16 protein-coding genes are annotated in these 21,049 nt (G+C 42.1%); 11 read left to right on the top strand and 5 right to left on the bottom strand.

All coding sequences use genetic code 11. The features are described 5' to 3' along the window. Positions 1-42: 42 nt before the first annotated feature. Positions 43-438, bottom strand: coding sequence for a hypothetical protein (locus ACFS25_RS29230; RefSeq protein WP_381508370.1), 396 nt, complete (start codon positions 436-438; stop codon positions 43-45). A 191-nt stretch (positions 439-629) separates the two neighbouring features. Here ACFS25_RS29230 and ACFS25_RS29225 point away from each other — a divergent pair, with 191 nt between their 5' ends. Then, positions 630-869 (top strand): hypothetical protein, encoded by a 240-nt coding sequence (locus ACFS25_RS29225; RefSeq protein ID WP_381508368.1) that lies wholly within the window; start codon positions 630-632, stop codon positions 867-869. 266 nt (positions 870-1,135) lie between these two features. Here ACFS25_RS29225 and ACFS25_RS29220 read toward each other — a convergent pair whose 3' ends face one another. The 3 genes from ACFS25_RS29220 to ACFS25_RS29210 all read right to left on the bottom strand — a co-directional run bounded on the left by ACFS25_RS29220 (position 1,136) and on the right by ACFS25_RS29210 (position 4,403). Further along, on the bottom strand, positions 1,136-1,612 hold the full coding sequence (locus ACFS25_RS29220; RefSeq protein ID WP_381508365.1) for a hypothetical protein: 477 nt from the start codon (positions 1,610-1,612) through the stop codon (positions 1,136-1,138). Positions 1,613-2,046: 434 nt separating this feature from the next. Further along, a complete protein-coding gene (locus tag ACFS25_RS29215) occupies positions 2,047-3,687 on the bottom strand; it encodes a PAS domain-containing sensor histidine kinase (protein WP_381508363.1) in 1,641 nt (546 codons plus the stop codon). 401 nt (positions 3,688-4,088) lie between these two features. Further along, on the bottom strand, positions 4,089-4,403 hold the full coding sequence (locus ACFS25_RS29210) for a hypothetical protein (protein WP_381508362.1): 315 nt from the start codon (positions 4,401-4,403) through the stop codon (positions 4,089-4,091). A 1,399-nt stretch (positions 4,404-5,802) separates the two neighbouring features. Between ACFS25_RS29210 and ACFS25_RS29205 the strand changes: the two genes are divergently transcribed. The 9 genes from ACFS25_RS29205 to ACFS25_RS29165 all read left to right on the top strand — a co-directional run bounded on the left by ACFS25_RS29205 (position 5,803) and on the right by ACFS25_RS29165 (position 18,285). After that, entirely contained in the window at positions 5,803-6,384 is a 582-nt protein-coding gene (locus ACFS25_RS29205; RefSeq protein ID WP_381508361.1) for a hypothetical protein, read from the top strand. A gap of 500 nt (positions 6,385-6,884) precedes the next feature. Then, the gene (locus ACFS25_RS29200) at positions 6,885-7,715 is read left to right on the top strand and encodes a response regulator (protein ID WP_381508359.1); all 831 of its coding nucleotides are present in this window, start codon (positions 6,885-6,887) and stop codon (positions 7,713-7,715) included. A 164-nt stretch (positions 7,716-7,879) separates the two neighbouring features. Further along, entirely contained in the window at positions 7,880-10,153 is a 2,274-nt protein-coding gene (locus ACFS25_RS29195) for a sensor histidine kinase (protein ID WP_381508357.1), read from the top strand. Positions 10,154-10,205: 52 nt separating this feature from the next. Then, positions 10,206-11,318: a hybrid sensor histidine kinase/response regulator gene (locus ACFS25_RS29190; RefSeq protein WP_381508355.1), complete on the top strand. Its 1,113-nt coding sequence runs from the start codon at positions 10,206-10,208 to the stop codon at positions 11,316-11,318. Between the two features lie 294 nt (positions 11,319-11,612). Then, entirely contained in the window at positions 11,613-12,938 is a 1,326-nt protein-coding gene (locus ACFS25_RS29185; protein ID WP_381508353.1) for a site-specific integrase, read from the top strand. A gap of 29 nt (positions 12,939-12,967) precedes the next feature. Continuing rightward, on the top strand, positions 12,968-13,849 hold the full coding sequence (locus ACFS25_RS29180; protein WP_381508351.1) for a hypothetical protein: 882 nt from the start codon (positions 12,968-12,970) through the stop codon (positions 13,847-13,849). Between the two features lie 197 nt (positions 13,850-14,046). Then, complete coding sequence (locus ACFS25_RS29175; protein WP_381508349.1) at positions 14,047-14,514, top strand: hypothetical protein; 468 nt, start codon at positions 14,047-14,049, stop codon at positions 14,512-14,514. Next, the gene (locus ACFS25_RS29170) at positions 14,507-16,387 is read left to right on the top strand and encodes a BT4734/BF3469 family protein (protein ID WP_381508348.1); all 1,881 of its coding nucleotides are present in this window, start codon (positions 14,507-14,509) and stop codon (positions 16,385-16,387) included. The genes ACFS25_RS29175 and ACFS25_RS29170 overlap by 8 nt, the downstream gene beginning before the upstream one ends. 308 nt (positions 16,388-16,695) lie before the next feature. Further along, the gene (locus ACFS25_RS29165; protein ID WP_381508346.1) at positions 16,696-18,285 is read left to right on the top strand and encodes a hypothetical protein; all 1,590 of its coding nucleotides are present in this window, start codon (positions 16,696-16,698) and stop codon (positions 18,283-18,285) included. 75 nt (positions 18,286-18,360) lie between these two features. Here the strand turns inward: ACFS25_RS29165 and ACFS25_RS29160 are convergent, their stop codons facing one another. Then, complete coding sequence (locus ACFS25_RS29160) at positions 18,361-18,873, bottom strand: hypothetical protein (protein WP_381508343.1); 513 nt, start codon at positions 18,871-18,873, stop codon at positions 18,361-18,363. Positions 18,874-20,356: 1,483 nt separating this feature from the next. Here ACFS25_RS29160 and ACFS25_RS29155 point away from each other — a divergent pair. Beyond that, positions 20,357-20,599 (top strand): hypothetical protein, encoded by a 243-nt coding sequence (locus tag ACFS25_RS29155; RefSeq protein WP_381508342.1) that lies wholly within the window; start codon positions 20,357-20,359, stop codon positions 20,597-20,599. Positions 20,600-21,049: the final 450 nt, after the last annotated feature.

The following is a 21,049-nucleotide window of genomic DNA, read 5'->3' as shown; positions in this document are numbered from 1 at the left end:
CTATCTTCCCTGTTGAAGATCCGAAGGGAATGTATGCTTATTCTACCCACCAATAAATTTCCGGAATGCCTCCTGTTCAATCGGGGTCATGTCTGCTATTTTCATGGTAAACAATCGGTCTTTAGAGAGTAAATATTGATCTAACAATGTTTTCAGAAACTTGTGGTCAGTGATCACCAGCATAAATGTGTGCCTGTCTGTGACGGGAGCATCGGGACGAAGAAAGTTGTACTGACTCTGCTGTTCACTTTTGGGAAGCCTCTGGTTGTAGGACCACCCCCACCTCGTCAGCTTGCGAATGGCGGGAAAAACGAGTTGTAGTTCCTGCTCCGAATAAGTAGCATATTGAAATTGCAGACCCAATTCATCTTTCCTGGCCTTGGTAAGATATTCTTTGATCGCAGTCAATTCTTCATTGCTAATATGTTCGCTTATCATCCTGTCTGAGTATACCCAATAAAGATAATGAAAACAAAATAGTTTAAGGATGAAATAAATAATTAACTTAATCCTAGCTTTGCTTTATAGTGTTACACGGCACTGTGGTATAGGATGAGAGAGCCTGACCACGCAGCAGTCAGGCTTTTTTGACCGCCAAGAGCCAGAAAACGATTAAATTAACAGGCAGTATGTGTATACTGGTTTTTTTGCCTGACGGTGAATACATCGAAGGTATGGATGAGTTGGAAGCCGTCTTTGGCTTGCCCGTTGACGCGTTTCACGAGGGCCAGATTAAAACCAAAAATCAATGTTTATGTCATGTCAACGTTGGTAGTTACCTCGAGGCCGTTGGCGCTACCTGGTGGCCCAGCTTCGATGGGACCGGCGACTATTGTATAGAAACTATGAGGGCTATTCACCTGTACTAAGTAGTTTGAAAACGGTACTTATAGTCATCTTCGTTGAGATCAACGTAGTCGGAGCAGGCCAGATAGGGACTACTAGGCTGATGGCAATCAATCCATTCGTGCAGTCTGGCTATAGTAGCTCAGTACAAAAACAGCCGTTACCCACTGGGCAACGGCTGTCGATCACTCACTGTAATAAAACACATTTCCATTAGATTACTGTTCAACCAGTATTCAGGGACATAGGAATGAGAAGATTGACTGAATCTCCCACCTACTATACTAACTTATTGACCTGGAGGTGTAGTACTGGAAGAAGAGCTACTAGTACCTTGATTGTTGCCATTGCTAGTGCGTTTTCCCTTACGGCCACTACGGCCCTGACTTTGGGATGACCCTTGATCCGTTGAACCCGATTGCGTAGACATGGAGGTGCCATTTTGATTACTTGTCCCGCCGTTTGTGCTGCTGCCACTTGTTGAATTGTCAGTGGTGGAGCTACCACTCGTAGAGCCTGAACCCATTGTGGAGTTTCGGCCTGATTTGCCACGGCCCATCCGACCATCACTCTTAGAGCCTGAACCGCTTGTGTTCGTTGACCCCATTGATGACCCATTGCTACCACTAGTTGTTGACCCATTTTGAGAAGCTGACCCATTAGTGCCATTTCCCGTACCACTGTTGCCAGTGGATGTTGTTTGCGCTTGTGCGCTAAAAACGGCTACAGTCAGTAGCAGGGTACCCATTAAGATGACCTTTTTCATAACCTTGAGTTTTGTTGATAAATACTATTTAATTAATCAACTCATCATATAACTCCATGTAAAAAAAGAATAACTGAACAGAACTGGCAAAGTGAGGAAACGGACCGGCAATTAAGTGTAAGACCATACCGATAAACCAGAAGCTCAAGATTTAATGCTACTTATAAACATCAATCCAGGCAAAAGCTTCTTCCTATAAATAGGATTTGCTCATCGCCATATTATCGTCACGAGTAAGCGTTGTATAGGCGAGAATCAGAAGTGATGACTGGTGTATGTGAACAACCAGAAGAATGAGCAAAATTCTATGAGACTCCCGGTAAACTGGCTTCCCTGATCAGTATTGAAGATTTCCGGCTTCCCCAACTGTTGCTGTTGCCACTGACAGCAGGGATTCGGAGGTTTCTTCTTAACCCTAGTTTTGAAGGTAAACTTTAGTTGGTGTCAATGTCCTCGCTTAACTCTGGAGCTCCATTCGGTAAAATAATAGTGAAGGTGGTTCCTATTCCTTCTTCACTCTGAACCGTTAAGGTGCCTCCCTGAAGTTCCACAAACTGCTGGGCAATGACCAGCCCTAAGCCCGTTCCCTGAATGCCCTTACTATTACTGGCTCGAAAAAATGTCTGGAACAAGGACGAAAGATCACTCGCGGGAATGCCGATGCCGGTATCGATTACTTGAATCATTACCGTTTCGGATGTAAAGTGGAGTACTAAGCGCGGGTCATTCCGGGAGTACTTAAAGGCATTGGAAAGCAGATTAACCAGAGCATGGCCCAGCAACTTTTCATCCAGGAACGTAGTATGGGGTACGCCTTCTACTAAAAGCTGAACTACTCTGCCGTCAATTTGGTGAATAAAATGGCTGTCGATAACCTGTTGGCACAATACCCTAGTATCAACCCAACGTGGATGGAACGCCACTTTTCCTGCTTCAATCTTTCCCATCGTGAGTAGATCAGTCAGTAACTCGTCTACATCCTTAATCTGTTGGGAAATCACTCCCAGGTGTTTTTCAATGGCTGGCTTTGCGATAGGCTGGGGTTTGGCCAGATACATGTTGATCAGATCAGCACTGGTCTGAATCGTGGTTAGGGGGGTTCGGAATTCGTGTGAAGCAGTGGAGACAAACTGAGATTTGAGTTGGTTAATATCTTGTTCCCGCTGTAAAGATTGTTGCAGGACTAGTTCATTTTTTTTCTGAATAGTCACTTCAGCTGCCAGAATCATCACCCCGGTGGTCGTTCCGGATGCGTCGCGCAGGGGCGTGTAAGCAAAGTTGAAATAGGCTTCTTGTAGCCTCCCGTCCCGTTCCATCTGGGCCAGTTCACCATGACCAAAGTAGGGCTCTCCGGTGTCATAAACGACTTCCAGGAGTTTGATGAAGCGCTGCCCTCTAAGCTCTGGCTGAGCCTCAACCAATGACAATCCAATGACGGAGGAGTCTTTTCGCCAGATTTCGTACATTGGCTCATTGGCCGTTTCAATGGTCATTTCCCGGCCACTTAATAAAGCGATTCCTAAGGGAGCCTGTTCAACAATGGCGCGGAAGCGAGCCTCACTTTGCTGCACGTTCTTCTGAGCAAGTATCAATTGAGTCGTTTCCTGACACACGACCAAAACCCCGCCTGTTTTTCCAGAATCCGTCAAAACGGCACTATAACTGAACGTCCAATAAACATCCTCCATATGACCATTGCGGTTGATAGGAAGGAGTTGGTTTTCATTCCAGGTGGACTCCCCTCCGTCAAGCACCCGATCGATCAGTGGCTTGATGGTCGGCCAGACCTCAGGCCAGCAATCCTCACCTCGCTGGCCCAACGCTTGCGGATGTTTACCCTGATTGCCTAAACTGGGGCGGTAAGCGTCGTTGTAGAACTGAAGCAACTCGTCTCCCCACCACAAAAACATGGGAAACTTGGATAAAAGGATCGTCGATACAGTGGTACGCAAACTCTGGGGCCAGCCTTCGGGGTTGCCCACCGGAGAATCATCCCAATTATAGGCTCGAGTTAGTTCACCCATGGCTCCACCACCCCTCAAAAAATTGGCCGAATTTACAGGGCTTGTTGGCATAAGGGTTGATCTGACTAATTAGGTACTCAGCGTAAAAGTAATCGTCATTAAATAACCATCATTAGAACGCTCTTTAATAGTAGCATCCGTGGTTGTCTTATCGAATAAATGGTCTGCTATATGAGGTAAGGCGCCAAAGGATTTGTAAAATTGCCGAATACTATACACGCAAATATCCATTCGTTCAACCCACATATTTGTTATCACTGGATCTTCATACCAGTTATCCAACTTCAATTTTTTCTAACGATACCGAGTTGCTTCCCGGATAAGGTGAATTTGATTTATCCAATCGGTGTGTTCAATTGGATAAATTACGGCGGGTTGAATTTTGATGGCTAAATCTGCTCTATTTCAGTCGCTATACGTAATGGCTACCTGAATCATCTCAGCCTCTCGTTTTAAAATAAATTACTCTTTTCCTGTGGCCACACGTGAATCCGTTCATGAACGGCCCGCTTGTACTGGCCTAGTAGTTGTTTAAACTCTTGCGTATGCCATAGGCTACCATCCTGCGGCACGGGGTCAGAGGAGGCTGTTTGGTTTACGCGGAACTGATTCCAGACCCGCCAATCCTGACGGGATAAATGGTGTTTTAAATAGACATGTATGAATTCATTACCAAGAAGATCCGTTTGGTCATCTGTTTGATGACGATAGGTTTCAATAGCGATCAGGATGCGACCCATCGAATCAAGTTCTTCAGCGGATGACATTTGAGTGGAGGAAAAAAAGCCATTATCCCGTCAGCTCAACATGTGAGGGGCGGGGGAGAGACTCCGTATGAACTGATTATTCTACAGGTAGACCAATTTTATACCGTTGTTAAAAATCGTTACCTAAAAAGATAAGGTTAGTCTGCCACACCTGTTCGACAACCGTTTCAATTAGACGTCACCACTGATGAGGAGTTTGTGTTTGCTCGCTAAACGTCTGTAATTACCCCTGGGTAAGTCAGCTTCGGTGGCGATGATTTTACTTAGCAGATTTAACCGTCAATTCAATGGGTAATCCTGTTTGTCTAGCCTGTACGTTTCCTCGTTGATAAGCTATTGGCATGTGCCCCTTTTGGAGAATGGTTCACCCTATTGGCTGAATGGCTCACACTCCTCGAATCTTCTTATCATTCGTATCCTGTGAAGTAGCTAATAATCAGACATGAAATATATGTTTTATTTGATGATTAACCTAATTCACGACTGAAACATTAAACAAGCATAAGTGATCAAATACCCCGAGCAACACCAATGAGCTCATGTTTGACGGATTTTTACTTGTCCTTGAAAGGGTTAGATCTTGTTTTAATTCCTGAATAAACTACGTTTGAAGCGCAGTTCAAATCTACCCTCTCTTGAGTAGTTTTACTGCCATGAAGAGTAACCAGTGTGAACGGTCGGCCAAGGAACTAGGGGCCAATGAATTTTTAACCATACCTTCCTCTTATTCGCTCCTTTGTGTTATGCTAAACGAATTGACCCTGGAGTGGAGACTAAATTCTGCTGACTAAGTTAGTCTCCCTACCTTGTGGCAAGACTTTCTTCAGGCTGCTTTCCTATGTATATGGTTAGTGGAATAACCGAAACTTAGCGGTTATATTAGTATGTATTCTGCTTGGTTATTCTACTCTATAGTATAACAAGGCTATTTTTTTTATGTAAGTTTTTCTAACAAGTTAATTATAACATAGTTTGTGCTTATAGTAATACGTTCATCCTGAGACTTTTCCCTTCCCCTGCATCTTAAGCACTCGGTCGAGCCATTTCCTACTCCTGATGCGTATTGGCTGACCAGTAATGATTTTGTCATCATTGGACAGATTTGCCTGGTAGTCAACCTATACCCTTACCCAGTGAACAATTAACCAGATTTACTCAGCTATGAACTTATAAGACTTATTTAAAACTACATCTGTCCCCTGCCGATTGGGTAGCCCGGCATCACCTGCTGGTTGATGCTTGAGTTTAATCAGACAAAATCTTGTCGCTTCAGCAATCTGAAGGCTCATCAATTACTATAAACGAGCAGGCTATGAGCTGTCTCAATCTCGGTATCAATCAGTAAACAAGCCTGATACCAGCCTCCAATTTCATTACTCAACAAAATCTTTATTAAGCAATGATCCTATTTTTCACCATATCCTATAGACAAAAAGGAATCAAGACTTTTTCCATTCGCCCGTTTTCGCTAGAAACGGGTCTGGATTACATTAATTATATGACTGGGCAACCAGACGACCAACTTATCAGTGTTTATATGGTTGACAATGAGGTAGTTAGTTCGATACCGGTGGCTGCTTTTGACGGAGAGGCTTTTTCCAAGGGTATACAAGAGTTAGAGCAAGTTTGGAAGGCCCTTTTACCAAAACCAGTGTCAGGAAAACGGCGTGTCAGAAAAGCAGGTCCCAAGTCTTCCTCATTGGCCGGGTTGGGGCCAGCTCAGGAGCCTGTTGATCAGCTTGTGGAGCAGATACACGCCAGTGAAACGCAGATGGTTCAACAAACCCTTTCGCTAAGCCAGCTAAGCGAGTTCCATCAATGGGCCCTGATAGAGTCCCTGCCGAGTCGATCTCAACTACTCGAGAGCTATCAGAATCAAATCGTTTTGTTGAAGGAACAGATGAGCCAGTCCACAACGTATCATGCTCAGCTTACTGGCCGGCTAGATGAGTTGTTGGGTAAGGAGATTCGAAGAAAATGAAACTTAGTACCTACGTATTATTCCAGAAGATAACCCTGGTCGGAATCACAAATGACCGTTTAGCGCTTATCTGACAGCACGACTATAGTTACTTCAAGTTTCATGTTTCAAACGATAGGTTATCAATATGAAAGTGCCCACTTTCCTAGCGCCTGTTAATAACTAACTCGCGTACACACTAGCCTACTTCTGTCTTAAATCAAGAGGCCAATGAGGAAGTATCTGCCAGTCGTTTTATGAGTAATCAAATGCTGGTCGATCGGAAGTGATTGCTTTACGATCAGCGACAAACCGAACAAGCAGTCGTTGATTTTATTCGGGCGTAGTAGAGGAACCTTGGTAGTGGCCCCTGAAAATCCTAACCAGGGGTAGCTTCTTACTATATAACACACGCTACCGACATAGCCGCCAGATCAGCCGCATCGTTTCCGCAGTCACTAAAGCAAGACGGGTCCCGCTACCTAAATCGTATTAATCAACCCATTAACCCCTTGCTATCCATGACCCCACAACTACTGATTATTGAAGACGAAGACCAAATCCGGGAGAACCTGGTCGAACTTTTAACCCTGTCGGGATTTAAGGTGGCGGCTGCTTCCACGGGAATGAGTGGTGTCAGTCAAGCTCTCCAGCACCCACCTGATTTAATCCTGTGCGATATTACAATGCCACAAATGGATGGCTATCAGGTACTGGAAACCGTTCGCGCCAGCCCATTCATTGCTCATGTGCCGTTTGTATTTTTAACCGCCAAAGCCGACATGGTCGACTTGCGCCGGGGAATGGACCTGGGAGCCGATGATTACCTGACCAAACCCTTCACGACCAAGGACTTGCTGGCGGCTATCGACACTCGGTTGAAACGGTACCAATTAGCACCAGTACCCCGGCCCCCGACATTTTTCCTACACACCCTCCAGGGGCATGATGAAAAAGGAGTGATGATTCTGCTGGCGACCGACTGCCTGTATTTCTACGTGAAAAATAGGCAGTCTTTTGTGCGGCATCACTTGGGGACCTTTCAGATCAACCTGAGTTTGGATACCTTAGCGGCTCAACTTGACCCCGCGCAATTTTTTCGGGCCAACCGGCAGGTCCTGCTCAACCGGAAAACCGTTCAAAAATACACGTATTGGCATGACGGGAAGTATTGCTTGTTTTTGGAGATTGCCGGTCAGCCCCAGGAAACCACATTAGCTAAAGCGCGGTTTCGTTCGTTCAAGGACTGGCTGTCCGGTCGGGGAGTCGTTAGCCAGGAGGTCACTGGTTTGACCTCGACCGCCCTTGGCCAATACACACCCACCGTGGCTCCACCGCTTGGCCAGCATTAACCAGACGATACCGTTTATTGGTAACGACGGTAGATACCCAATTGGGTGTTTATTTTTTTTCGGTTTATTAGTTAAAAACTAGTAAATCGAAATTCATTTGTTTTTACTCAACAAATGAATTTAACGATACGTTGTATATCATTCGCTAGTTTGTTGAACAAATTATGGTCAATTTAAAGGACGAGTTCTACAAAATTATACAGACCAACGAACCTGTCTTTGATTTTATTCAGGCCTTTGCTTTAGAGGGAGTATGGTATTGGGATTTGGAAACGCCACACCACCGATGGTTGAATACCAAATGTTATGCCCTGCTGGACTATCAACCCGATCAGATTCCTGACTGGCAAGGGCTCCTTCATCCCGACGATCGGTTAGTGGCTACCCACTGGAATCCGGACCAACTCGATCAGACAGACTTCACCCAGGAAGCCGAGATTCGCTACATCCACCGGGATAAAACAATCGTTCAGGTTAAGTACCGGCGCTGGCTCATTCGTAACCCGCAGGGTAAACCAATTCGTATGATCGGGGCCCAAACGCACCAAAAAAAGAAAACACCCGCAGCCGATGAGCAACAAGTCTTGAATCAGAGCCTACTGGGGAATCAGTCGATCTACGTGGCGAAAACGGACCTGAGTGGCAATTATACCTTTGTTAATGACTATTTCTGTCAGGCATTTGAGCTAAATCGAATTGACCTGTTAGGCACCTCCGCCCTGAGTACTATCTACATCGACGATCATGGCGCCTGTCAGGAAGCTGTTATCCAGTGCTTGCAGGAACCGGGTCAAGTCTGCAAAGTACGCCTGCGAAAGCCGCTGCCTGATGGCCAGCTTCGCTACACCCAATGGGAATTTATTGCTCAGTCATCGGCCATCAGCCAAGCCATCGAACTGCTTTGTATCGGCTACGACGTGACTGATAAAGTTCGGGTCGAAGATGATCTGTCGGTGCTGATGAGTACGACGCGAGAGGCCCTGTTAAGCATTAACCGGAAGGGTATCTTGCGCTACGTGGCGCCGAGTTGGTCCAGACTATACGGGTATGGCGTTGAGGAGACCATGAACGAATCCTTCGCTGCGTTTATTCATCCCGATGATTTAACTGGTTGGGTGTCAGCCTTGAATGAGGTGACCGAATGGGGGGTAAGCCTGGCCGTTGAACAGCGCATCAGGCATAAAAATGGCACGTGGTTATGGAGCGCAGCTCAGGTCAGTATTGATCTGCTGAAAGAAGAAATCTTTATAACCAGTTACGAAATAACCGACCGAAAGCTGGCCGAAGCCGCTCATCAGGCCAGTGAACAGCGGTTTCGGGAGATTGCCGACAATGTCGATGAAGCCTTTTGGATTCATTCAGCCGATCCCTTCGAGTTACTCTATATTAATTCAGCTTACGAACGGGTGTTTGGTCTGTCGCCCCCCCGAGTGGCCGCTGATACGACCTTTTTTCTGGAGACAATTCTGGACGAGGATCGCGCACTGGTGATGGCCGAATTTGACCACTATCGGCAAGGGCAGGAAGTGATGGTTCAGTGCCGCGTATTGAGTATACATAAGGACATTCGATGGCTTCAAATTCGCACCTTCGTCATGCGGGATAGCCAGGGCCTTCCAGTCCGGTACATTGGCATCGTCAATGACGTGACCAGCCAGAAAGAAAAAGAGTTTGTCCTCCAGCATTCCCTGCAGCGGGAGCAGGAACTCAATCAGCTCAAGTCCCAGTTCGTCTCCACCGCGTCGCACGAGTTCCGAACCCCCCTGATGACCATCCAATCCAGTGTCGATTTGATCGGGCGGTATCTGGATTTCCCTCCAGACCGGGCCAGACCATCGATTCAGACTCATCTGGGCGTCATTCAAAAAGAAGTCGAGAAGTTCAGTGCACTGCTGACCGATACGTTGACCATCGGCCGGATCGAGGCCGGAAAAGTACCCTTTATGCCCCGCTGGATCGATGTGCCGGCCTTCTGTGAGAGCCTGATCGCCACCCATTTTAGTGAGCGCCCTGATGAGCGCATCGTTCATGTTGTCATTCAGGGGACGCCCCGTCGGGCTTATATCGATGACAACCTGATGAGTCATGTGCTGATCAATCTGTTGTCGAATGCCTTTAAGTTTTCCAGCCGTGATCCTGAGTTGCGTCTGGCCTTTGGGGACCATCAGCTGATGCTGCAAGTCATTGATCAGGGTATTGGCATCCCGGCGGCTGATGTGGCTAATTTGTTTCAGGCTTTTTTTCGGGCCAGTAATACGGTTGGCATCCAGGGTACGGGCTTGGGCCTGGTGATTGCGCGGCAGTTTGTGGAGCTGCATGCCGGTACGCTGGAGCTGCAAAGCGAGCCGCATAAAGGAACCGTCTTCACCATTCTCCTCCCCCTAGGCTCACCCGATCCCGATCAGGCGCTGGGGGAGAAAGTCACTTACTATATCTAGATACGGGTTTAATCGTTGCCTATCCATCACTTACCCCCTTACCGTTAAAATAATGGCTACTCAACTCTTACTCATTGAAGATGATGCCCAGATTCGTCACAATGTAACCGAATTATTAAGCCTGAGTGGTTTTCGGATAGCGACCGCCGACAATGGCCGCGAAGGCATAACGCAGGCGCTGCTGTCTCCGCCTGATTTGATTTTGTGTGACATCATGATGCCCGACGTAAATGGCTATCAGGTACTGGAAACCCTGCGGGGTATTCCTTCGCTGGCGACCGTACCATTTATTTTCCTAACGGCCAAGACAAACCCGATGGACATGCGTCAGGGCATGTTGCTGGGGGCGGATGATTACTTAACCAAGCCCTTTTCAATCGATGGTTTACTCGGGGCCATCGACACCCGACTGCACCGGGAGGCCGCCCGAAAAGCGGATCTTCAGGTAAAGTTGCAGGCGCATCGACGCACGATTGGCCAGCTTTCGGCTCATGAATACAACACGCCTTTAAGTGGCATTATCGGTCTGACAACGCTCCTGCTGGAGAATGATGGCGATTTTGATGCGGCTCAGCATCGATCGATCCTGACCATGATCAAAGCCAGTGGTCAGCGCCTGAAACGCTCGCTGGATAAACAGCAATTGATGGCCCTGTTAGAGCAGCTTGATTCGACGCACGCAGCCTATCCCAGCTACAGCACAGGTCAGGCCGTCATTGATGCTGAGAGCGTTGAAAAGCAGGTGCTTTTGGTTAAGCAGTGGCAGGATTGCCCGGTGGTTGCCCAGTGTGATGTAGCATCAGCTCGTGTAGGCTTGTCGAGTGAAAACCTGGCGCTTATCTTGACCGAAGTACTAGATAACGCCTTTAAGTTTTCGGATGGGTCAGGGCCCATTCGGATAAAGGGCCACCGCCAGGGCCAGGCGTATCACCTGCGCATCAGTAACCAGGGCCAGCCTTTTACGCAGGCCGATATAGATCAAATTGAACCCTATCGGCAGTTTAACCGGCATCACTATGAACAGCAGGGGTTTGGCTTGGGGCTATCGATTGTCAAAAAACTATTGACCCTGCACGAAGGCATATTACAACTTGATGGTGACCCCTCCGGGGAGACGATACTAACCCTTATTCTACCGATAGCCTTACCGGACGGCAGCGTGTAGACGCTATTTTGTCACGAGAAGCTTATCAACTTCATTAAAGAAAAAAACCGGCCAGCATCTCTGCTAACCGGCTGATTTGTAGTTACTTAGCTATGAGCGGGAAATGGGGTTCGAACCCACGGCCTGCAGCTTGGGAAGCTCAAATTGTATATATCAGATAAGTTTTGTTAGTATAAATAATAATCTGTATATCAGTATTTTAAGTTGAATTTCTAGTTGTTGTATTTGGTTGCGTTTGATTGATGTATTATGTTTGTGTTAGTAAACGTGTTAGTAACTAACACAATTCTTTTAATGGCACAATCAACAGAACACAAAGAGAGTAAAGCCAGTGTACGTATTGTCTATCGCAAGTATGATACCCTACAAGATGGGTCGCATCCCTTCTTTGTTTGTATCACAAAAGATCGTCAACGTAAGTACATTGCTACTGGCCTAAGTCTGCATCCGCAATTTTGGAACGACGAAAAAAACACTTTTCGTAAAAGTATCCCACTGGCCAAACGGCAAGCTTTGGAAGCGTCTTTTCAGGTATGGAAGGATAAATACACGAATGCTGCTGAAACATTGGCTGAATCCGACGAGAGACATAATGCCCGTGATGTTGCCGCTAAAGTTAGTGATGATCGTAAAGCCACCCGAAAATTTAAGTTACTCGCATACTTTGACGAATTAACCAGCCAACTTGATCAGACTGGTAAAGTTGGTAATCGAAAGGTTTATAGAGATGTGTATAACAACTTGAGCAGGTTTGTGGGTGAAGGTAATGACGTTCCTTTTGAAGCCGTTACAGTTAAATTCTGCAACGAATGGGAGAACAAAATGAGAAGCGAAGGACTGACCGAAATAACGTTATCGGTGAAGTTTCGAACCCTACGTGCTGTTCTTAACAAAGCAATTGCTAACGGATATTCCAAGCCTACTAGCTACCCATTTGCCCGTAATACCGCCGAAACGAATAAATTTCAGATTGGTAAGTTTAACTTGACTACCACGAAACGAGCAATAAGTAAAGCCGATATTCGTAAGATTGAAAGCTACCAGCCCCAAGCGGATACTGAAAAGTATGCGACTTTGCGTAATGCGCAGGAGCGAATACAACTAGCAAAAGACTTATTCCTGTTCTCATACTATTGTGGTGGTATCAATTTTGTAGATATAGCCACGCTTCGTTGGAAGAATATCAGTATAGACTTAGACGAGAAGCCTCGATTGGTTTACGTACGACAAAAGACGGGAGGTAAATTTTCCGTACGGTTAATGCCGGTTGCATTAGATATTCTTGAACAGTACAAGCCTAATGAGATTTACCCGAACTCCTACGTTTTTCCTATTCTTAACACTGCCCTGCACAAAACGCCGTCGCAAATTCATAACCGATGTTCTAAGATAATGGGACAGGTTAATGCAGATTTGAAAACTATTGGGGCTAATGTTGGAATAGAAACACCTTTGACTACCTATGTGGCGCGTCATAGCTTCGCAACGGCTCTCAAACGCTCCGGAGTATCTACAGCTGTAATTAGTGAAGCGATGGGCCACAGCGACGAACGTACAACAAATATTTACCTTTCCGAATTTGAGACTGATTTAGTTGATGCTGCTTACGCTTATCTTTAATATATACAACTCATCCACTTCAATTTATTATGAACAGTGAAATGCTAAGCAATCATCAATTAAAGGTGTTTGCTGCTCAGCTTTCAACGCCTGAATATTCAGAGCGTGTAGAGCTAAGGCTCCAATTCTTATATGACCAATATGTTCAGACGAATGGATTGGTCATATTTGAGGTTATGAGTGATGCTTTGCAAGGATATCAAGCATCGATTGATCAATATATTGAGAAGCATGACAGTGCGTTGATTGACATCTATGGAGATCCAGAAAAGTATAATAAATGGGTTAAGCAAAACTCACCTTTAAGTACAGAACATCTCTTAGTACTAAAGCCCCACTCTGAGAAGGAAGTAAATCAGTTTCGGCAAAAAAAAGGATATCCTCGTATTCTGCTTTATGGTGATATAATACAAGGAACAACAGGTAAAATAACTTGGGCACAAATAGAAGAAGTCAGGCAAAATATTAAATCATTCGTAAGCTTTAAAGAAAATACAAATACAATAGGACAAGTAGTTAAAGAAATTACAGCAAGCAATAAGCAGCATAAACAAATAGAAGAAAAGCAATACAGCGCTGAAGACTTTAAAAGTCTTTTTGTTAACCAAAGTGAAGTTGATCGTTATATCGAGGTACTGCGAATTGAGACGGACAGTAATGGAGAATTGGCTATAGATAAATTGGGGCGATGGATTCCGAGAAAAGGTGGAAAGTCAATATTAATCGCTTGGATGTACGCTCTAGAGCAAAAAGGTAAGTTTATAAAAAACGTAGATGATGCCGAAAAAGCCAAATTGCTAAATGCCTATTTTCCGAATTTAGATATGGTTACTAACGATACGTCACTATGGAGAGATATAACAAAAAAATTCCGTGAATACAAAGATATATTCTTAAAAAGTATAAAATAATCCTATCCATTCTATACCCTTATCTGTATGATAAGGTGATTTGCAAATCTTTTGCCTGTTAAACACAGAATAAATCTACAATTTCATTATTAGTCCGGATCTTCCGGATAGTCCGTTTATTCCCTTTTTGGAACATCTGGAACATCAGGAAGATCCATAAGCACAACTTGCATCCATATTTAACACAGATAAACTGTATGGATGCACAACTAATCATAACTACTGAAGCTCGACTTAAACAGATAGTCGAGGATGCATTAGGTAATGCCTTAAAAGATCATTACCAAGAGGTTTCTATTCAAAATTTCGACACCGAGCCCTTCGGTGACCATGAATGGCTATACACAGTAATACCCTATCCGAAGGGTACAATTAAACAAATGTCGGCTAATGGCAAGATTCCCGGCAAGATAAAATCTTTCGGAAAGCGAGTGCTATATGATAAAGCTACAGTAATTCAAGGCATACGCAGTGGCATGATTAAGTCTCTTACTAGCGAAGAATTAAATAGTAGAGCCAAAAAGCAGTTTAATGAACGGCTACAAAATGGTTGTAAACTAACCAATGATGAGCTAGACCAGCATGCCCGTCAAGTAGTGGCTACCCGTATTGATCGTCGTAAAAAAGCTAACGAGCGCAAAGGAGGGCATACTAATCATGAGTAAGCCAATTTTGAATGTTGAGCACCAGCCGATTTCGAGTGTTACACATGCTAATGTGTCGTTTTTCGGTAAGGGGTCTATAAATCAGCCTCTTAAGCAAAGTGTTGATACACAAACGCTCAATAAACGTATCCAGTCTGGTACTTATAAGACCCAAACCGAAAACTTACGAAAGAAGAAATTGGCTAGTCAGCAAGAAATTCTTGCCTATGAGAGTCAACATTGCAGTTCAGTTACCTTTAGCGGAATATTTTCGCCAACTCGTGCAGTTGAACATTTAATCCAGCATAGTGGGTTTATTTGCATTCATCTGGATCAATTAAAACCAAAACGGTTAAAGGCTTTGCTTACCCTTTTAAAAGCGAATCCATTCACTTGCCTGTTATTTGTTTCACCTGATGGCAATGGATTACGAGTAGTGGTCAAAATTGATTGTCACAAAGCGCAAGATCATGGAGCATTCTTTGACCAGTTGGTATCTTACTACCAGACCCATTTGGGTATAGAGGCGACTGAACTGAATGAAAGTGGGAAGGACATTTGCCAGCTCAGCTTTCTGTCTTATGATCCTGAGATATACTATGACGCTGATAGCCTATGTACGAAGTTGGGTGAAACGTCTCAAACAGATACTATGCTTGGCGATTCGACAAATCAAGATTTAACTGAAGTTGAAAATACTAAACTGGCAAAACCTATTTTTAATTCATCTGAAGTTGATCTTAACACTTTACAAACCGATCAAGATAATGTTACTATACCCGTTGCTATTGGTAAACCTAATGACCTAAACGAATATAGTCCAAATAAGCAACTAAATCGGCTCTTAACAAATGAACAATTGATCAGAAGGAGCGCTGAAAAGGAAGTTGTGTTTGACGAGCCGCTAATTAAATGGCAGGACACACCCATTATTCATAAGTGTACTATCAATACCATTCAGGGTAAAACGGGTCAAAGTAAGAGTGCTGCTGCTCAAATGTTCACGTCAATACTAATTGGTAAAGCAGATTGCGACGATCAAGGAGAGGCTAAGAGGTTCCAAAGGCTACTTGACCAAATTACGGTGTGTTATATCGATACAGAACGGGCCATTAAGACCGAGTTTGCTTTTGCAATTCAGTCCATACTTATCAATGCTGGCTATGATCCCACGGAGGAAGTGGACAACTTTCGGTATACATCGATTAAAAGTGAAAAACGAAAGGATCGGTTAGAGGCAATTCGAAAGTTTATCCAATACGTACGCAATTCGACGACCAACCACTTATTCGTTATACTGGATGTGGTAACCGATTGTCTTGATAATTTCAATGACCTGAGCCAGACGATGAAACTGACTGATTTTTTAGGAAATCTATGTGAGCAATTTAATGCAACTGTCTTGTTGGTCATTCACGAAAATCCGGGCACTGATAAAGCCAGAGGGCATACGGGAACGGAAATTTTTAATAAGTCCACGACACAAATGCAAATCAGTATTGACAAGAGCATAAGTGGAGATGATTTATATAACCTACATTTTAAAAAAGTACGTAGTGGTAAAAAGCCAGATGATATTTATCTAACTAGAAATAGCCGGGGCCTGTTTTTAGCTGACCAAGAGTGTGCAAGCAGTACTGATAGTAGTCCTATGCAAAAAGAAGATTTGGCCGGTATTGCTCATTATTTAGAAAGCGTGTTAAAAGAAGGCCCCACAGTAAAAGGAGACGTTTATAAAATGCTGATGACTAAGTTTCCATTTGGTCGTTCAACGGCTCAATTACGTGTCAAAAAGCTTATAGAACAGGGTACTGAAATGAAAAATGCAACAGGGCTTCGAGCTGTATTGAATGCGGATCAAAAACACTTCTTTCTTGAAGTTTTGGATGAATAGCTGACTGAAAGATGGTAGTGGTAGTGATTTCCTTTAGGCAGCTACTACCACTGCTATTTTTATTTTAGATACATAATAAGCTAACAGACTGTACTACAGTGAAATAAATAGCGATATAAGTAATTTATAGTTAACTATGTATATAGTTGATAGGTGCTAACATAACCTGTCCCTAAGAATAATTCCTTCAATATTTATTGATTACTTGAATCAAGACGATAGTCCATGATGGGTTTACCACTGGTAAATTTCAATAACTAAAATAATTAATATATGTAAATTAATTAATATTAAGCGAGATTTTTACTATGAAAAACGAGCCGCAATATGTAAACAAAGGTATAGCATGCCAGATTCCGGAAAATTTAGACCTTGATACTTTGTTAGTTTCGAATCCACCTTCATTTAGGTGTAAAAAAGATGGACTAGTCTATTTTATTGACCTGATACTCAATCAGAATTCATGGCGCAAGAACAACAGGCAAACCCTAATGAATGGGTACGTTCCTTTGCATTCGCAAAGAATGCGCGATATTCTTACGAATTACCACTTATATATAAACTACTTAGCTGATAGTCAAGTAATTGAAGTTTACCAGAGCTATAAAGTAGGCGAACGCTCTAAGGGCTATCGGCTGGCAAGCCAATACCAAACAGGAACTATTAATGCTGAAATTACCGATCCTAAAATTGTAAAGAACATTCTGGAGCAAACTGATCAGTCAAGACAGAAAGTGATGGCTCTTTATCCGCATTTAGTCAAAGCGTTTGACGGGTTGGAAATTGACGCTGAAGGGGCTTACCAATTTATTGACCAGTGGTATGCTAGCCAATTAAGTAAACTTAAACGAAAGCCGAAACCTGAACGAGCAAAGAAATTAATTCAAACAAGCGATAGATTCAGGCGCTCCGTTCAGCGAATCCAGCTTAAAGATTATCGGTTCCACGTAGATGATAGTGGACACCGACTTCACACCGTTTTAACCCAAATGAAGAAAGAGCTCAGGCAGTATCTTACGTATAAAGGGCAACCCCTCGTTTGCTGGGATTTAAGCAGTGCACAACCGTTGTTATCCCTACAATTACTAAAAGAATCCTTTTATGATTATATCGATAAACCCTGTTCAGCTAATCATGAGATCACTCTTTTTGATTTACCTGAAAACATAAGAAATAGTATTCGTCCGGCTATACCCCAAATTCGGGAATTAATCACCTCTGAAGGCTTTAGGGGCCCGTGGTACGAAAGGCATACAGAAGGGGCTTATGACGGTTATCAATCATTAAATTTTAAACTAGTACCTCTTTCAAGTGAACCCATCATTGGAGGGGATCATGTGTTCTCACCGTTTCGAATGAAAGAAGTAGTGGATGAATTTAATAACCTGACTGTCTGCATTGAAACCGATTGGATGTGGTACAAAATTTACATTATTAAAGGCAGGTTTTACCAATATTTAGAGGAGGAATTTGAAAGGAGGAATCCAGTTGCAGGTGATAAACGAAATACTAAAAAGATAGTTATGAATGTTTTGTTTGCAAAGGATAGCGATATGAGGGGCGATTTCCCTGAGTTTAGAAACATGATTCGTGCCCTGTTCCCAACTATGGTTGAACTATTCAGGCTTATAAAGGAAAGAGACCACTCAACGTTAGCCATTCTTTTACAAAGTATGGAATCTGAAATCTTTCTGAATCGGATCGTCAGCCGGATCAATCGAAATAGACCCGAGATTCCATTATTCACCGTCCATGACTCTATTGCAACGACTCCACCTTACCAAGAGTATGTGCAAGAGATCATGCGGGAAGAGTTGGAGAAGGCAATCGGTTATCCTCCCCATTTAAAGCCGGAACAGTGGAGCACACGGGTTAAATCTCTGATAAGAAGGGACTAATAGGCAACTAGAAGAATTTGGGCGTATGAAGTGGGTAAGCATTTTCACTCATACCCCTTTAATATTACTATACTCCTAACGGCTTTTAGGTTTACGACCACTAGGTTTCCCGGTATAGACGGGTTTCGGCAAATAACCAGTTAGTTTCAGGGCGTACCCACTAGTCCCGGATTCATCTGTAAAGGGAGTAAGCGTGAAGCTGTATTTGGTTTGGCCAAAATCAATACCTCCTTTTTTGAGGATAATGTCTAGTGAAATAGTATAGCTTTTTGCTGCTTTAACAAGTTCAAAGCCGTTGTCTTCGGAATCTGAAGGCACCAAATACAGGGTTTTGATTTTGCGTTTACCCGTATCCGTTCCTACTTTAACCCACGTTAAATCAATAGGAAGGTCTAATTGTTCGAACGATTTGGCGGGGATGACTAGTTTTCCAGCAGGAGAGATATAGCCTTCCAGTTTAACGGATTTGGCTATTGCTTTCTCTTTTTTTAATTTGGCAAGAGAATTGTCTTCTGGAGAAAAATGGCTCTTGAGTGACAGACGGTATATTCCAGAGGTCAGGTTTAGACCTGTATGATTAGTGGTCATCTGAATTGAGCAACGTAGGATTAAATTCTTTTGTTGATGTAACGGTATTCTGTTATATTAATTGGAATAAAAATATTGCCTATTTAATGCATAATGGTTGGGCTTTAGAACTCTTTAGTGATGATCAGATAATAATAAAGTGAATAAGTCCATCGATAGTATCCAAGAATAATTGCGTATTAATCATTAAAAACAACTATGTTGTTGTTGGTTATAATTATCCAAACAATATTTTAATATTTAATTTAAATACTAAAAAGGGATTAAAACAACAACAGAAGAGGAGTGCATATATTTACTTTAGGATTTAGAAACTCAATCCCTATTTATGTTAAGTAGAAAACTATGTTGACATAAGCTTACTGTTACCTTAAGGTCATAGTCTGCATTAGCTTATTACAGTCATTATATTTTTCAGATAACCTCTGTGTCGTTTATGAAAAGATAATGCCTTATGGGGTACCTTTTGCGCTTCAAATGGCATTTATCAACCTTATAGATTAAGTGATCGAATAAAATGTTAAAATATAATAAATACTTTTATATTATTGTGTATGTTACATATTTTTATATTTAAATCCATTTCCTATTTTAACAATGAATAATAATTATTGGAACAATTAGGAAGATTAAATACTAGTAACTTTGTTGTGATATATATTACAGTTTTAAAGATTTAACTTAGCAAATACTACGATAATAATTAATTTAATATTATACTTGTAATCCTTTGAGTGAATATATTCATAATAGTTAATTATTAATAAGTATAATAAGTATAATAAGTATAATAAGCACTTACTATATTTATCTATATAGTTGCGCACTTGCACTATATGTACGAAAAAAAGTACAGTTAATATATGACATTGAACTGTCATAGAAGAGTATGTGCAAATACTAAATTAATATTATTAGTATTACTTTGTAGTGTCTAAAATGTCATGTAAATGACTATTACCTATAAATGTTGATAGCTATTATAAATGTCTAAAGATAACTATTTGATAATTGTGAGTACTTTATTTAAATAATTTTAATTTATTTGATCTAAAAGATTGATACTAATACTTGCTAACAGCTAATTTAGGATATTATTCGTTATTAAATTAATCTAGTTGCTTTGGGAAAAATAATGCTTTACAGAGCGTTACTGATACTCATATAAAATTTTTGGTAGATGAAAGCTAACCATAGCTTGAGATTCTATTTAACGGCAAAAGAAATATAGATAAATATTCTATATGAATTTATGTTGAGATTACTATCTGATGATAACTAATTGCATATGCCGTAATCATTTTTAGAATACTTGATTATTGTAATTTGATGCAATAAATAAATTAATTACTATATTAATATTATAAGCATCAGTAGTTTAACAAATAAATAAGTAAAATAAAATTCGTATTTATTTATTATTTTTCATATTTAAAACTATACCCTATAAATTTGATTTTAATTTTAAATATTTCTATTATAAATGAAAAAATTATTTATCAAAATAAAAAACTTTACCGTTGTATATTTTACACGTAATTATCTAGACCGAACAGAAGCCTCTTATTATACGGGTATCTCAGAAGCTTTTTTAATAAAACTTTCTGGAAGCAAAGTGATTAAGTCCATTTCTGGTGAAAATGCATTATATAGGAGAAGCGATCTTGATGCTTGGATAAAGGAGTATGGAGTTATAAATCCCATGTTCAGAAAGAGCTTGTCCTAAATATTACGATGGGTGATAATAAGTGGTGGTAGTAAGGCATACTAATACGGCCTTACCACTACTACCATTGATGAAGGCGATAGAGTGTTCAGTTGTTCATAGAAATGGATCGGCATACCATAAAGTAGTATGCCTTCGCAATTACCGCAATTATGGGAGAAATATCGTAGTGGCAATTGCATGTATTCGTTGTGCCGTTGCTAACATCAGAATGATGTAAAGAATAGAATTCGAATAAGTAGTGAAATAACCCTTATAATACGTCGGTATGTAATTGATTGGATATTTCAGGCTATGTTGTGATGGTAATGATGATACATATATGATCTAAGCCTGCCACTACCACAGTCCCCATATCATTAATTATCCCATCGAGTGGTAGTAGTGTCAAATCCCTATACTGTTGTATTACTACTACTACTACCACTACCACAGTCTAGATTAGTATTA

Source organism: Spirosoma flavum, from assembly GCF_042686045.1.
In the GTDB taxonomy this organism is placed as follows: domain Bacteria; phylum Bacteroidota; class Bacteroidia; order Cytophagales; family Spirosomataceae; genus Spirosoma; species Spirosoma flavum.
The sequence above is the reverse complement of the archived record's forward strand: the minus strand, read 5'-3'. Positions and strand labels throughout refer to the sequence as shown.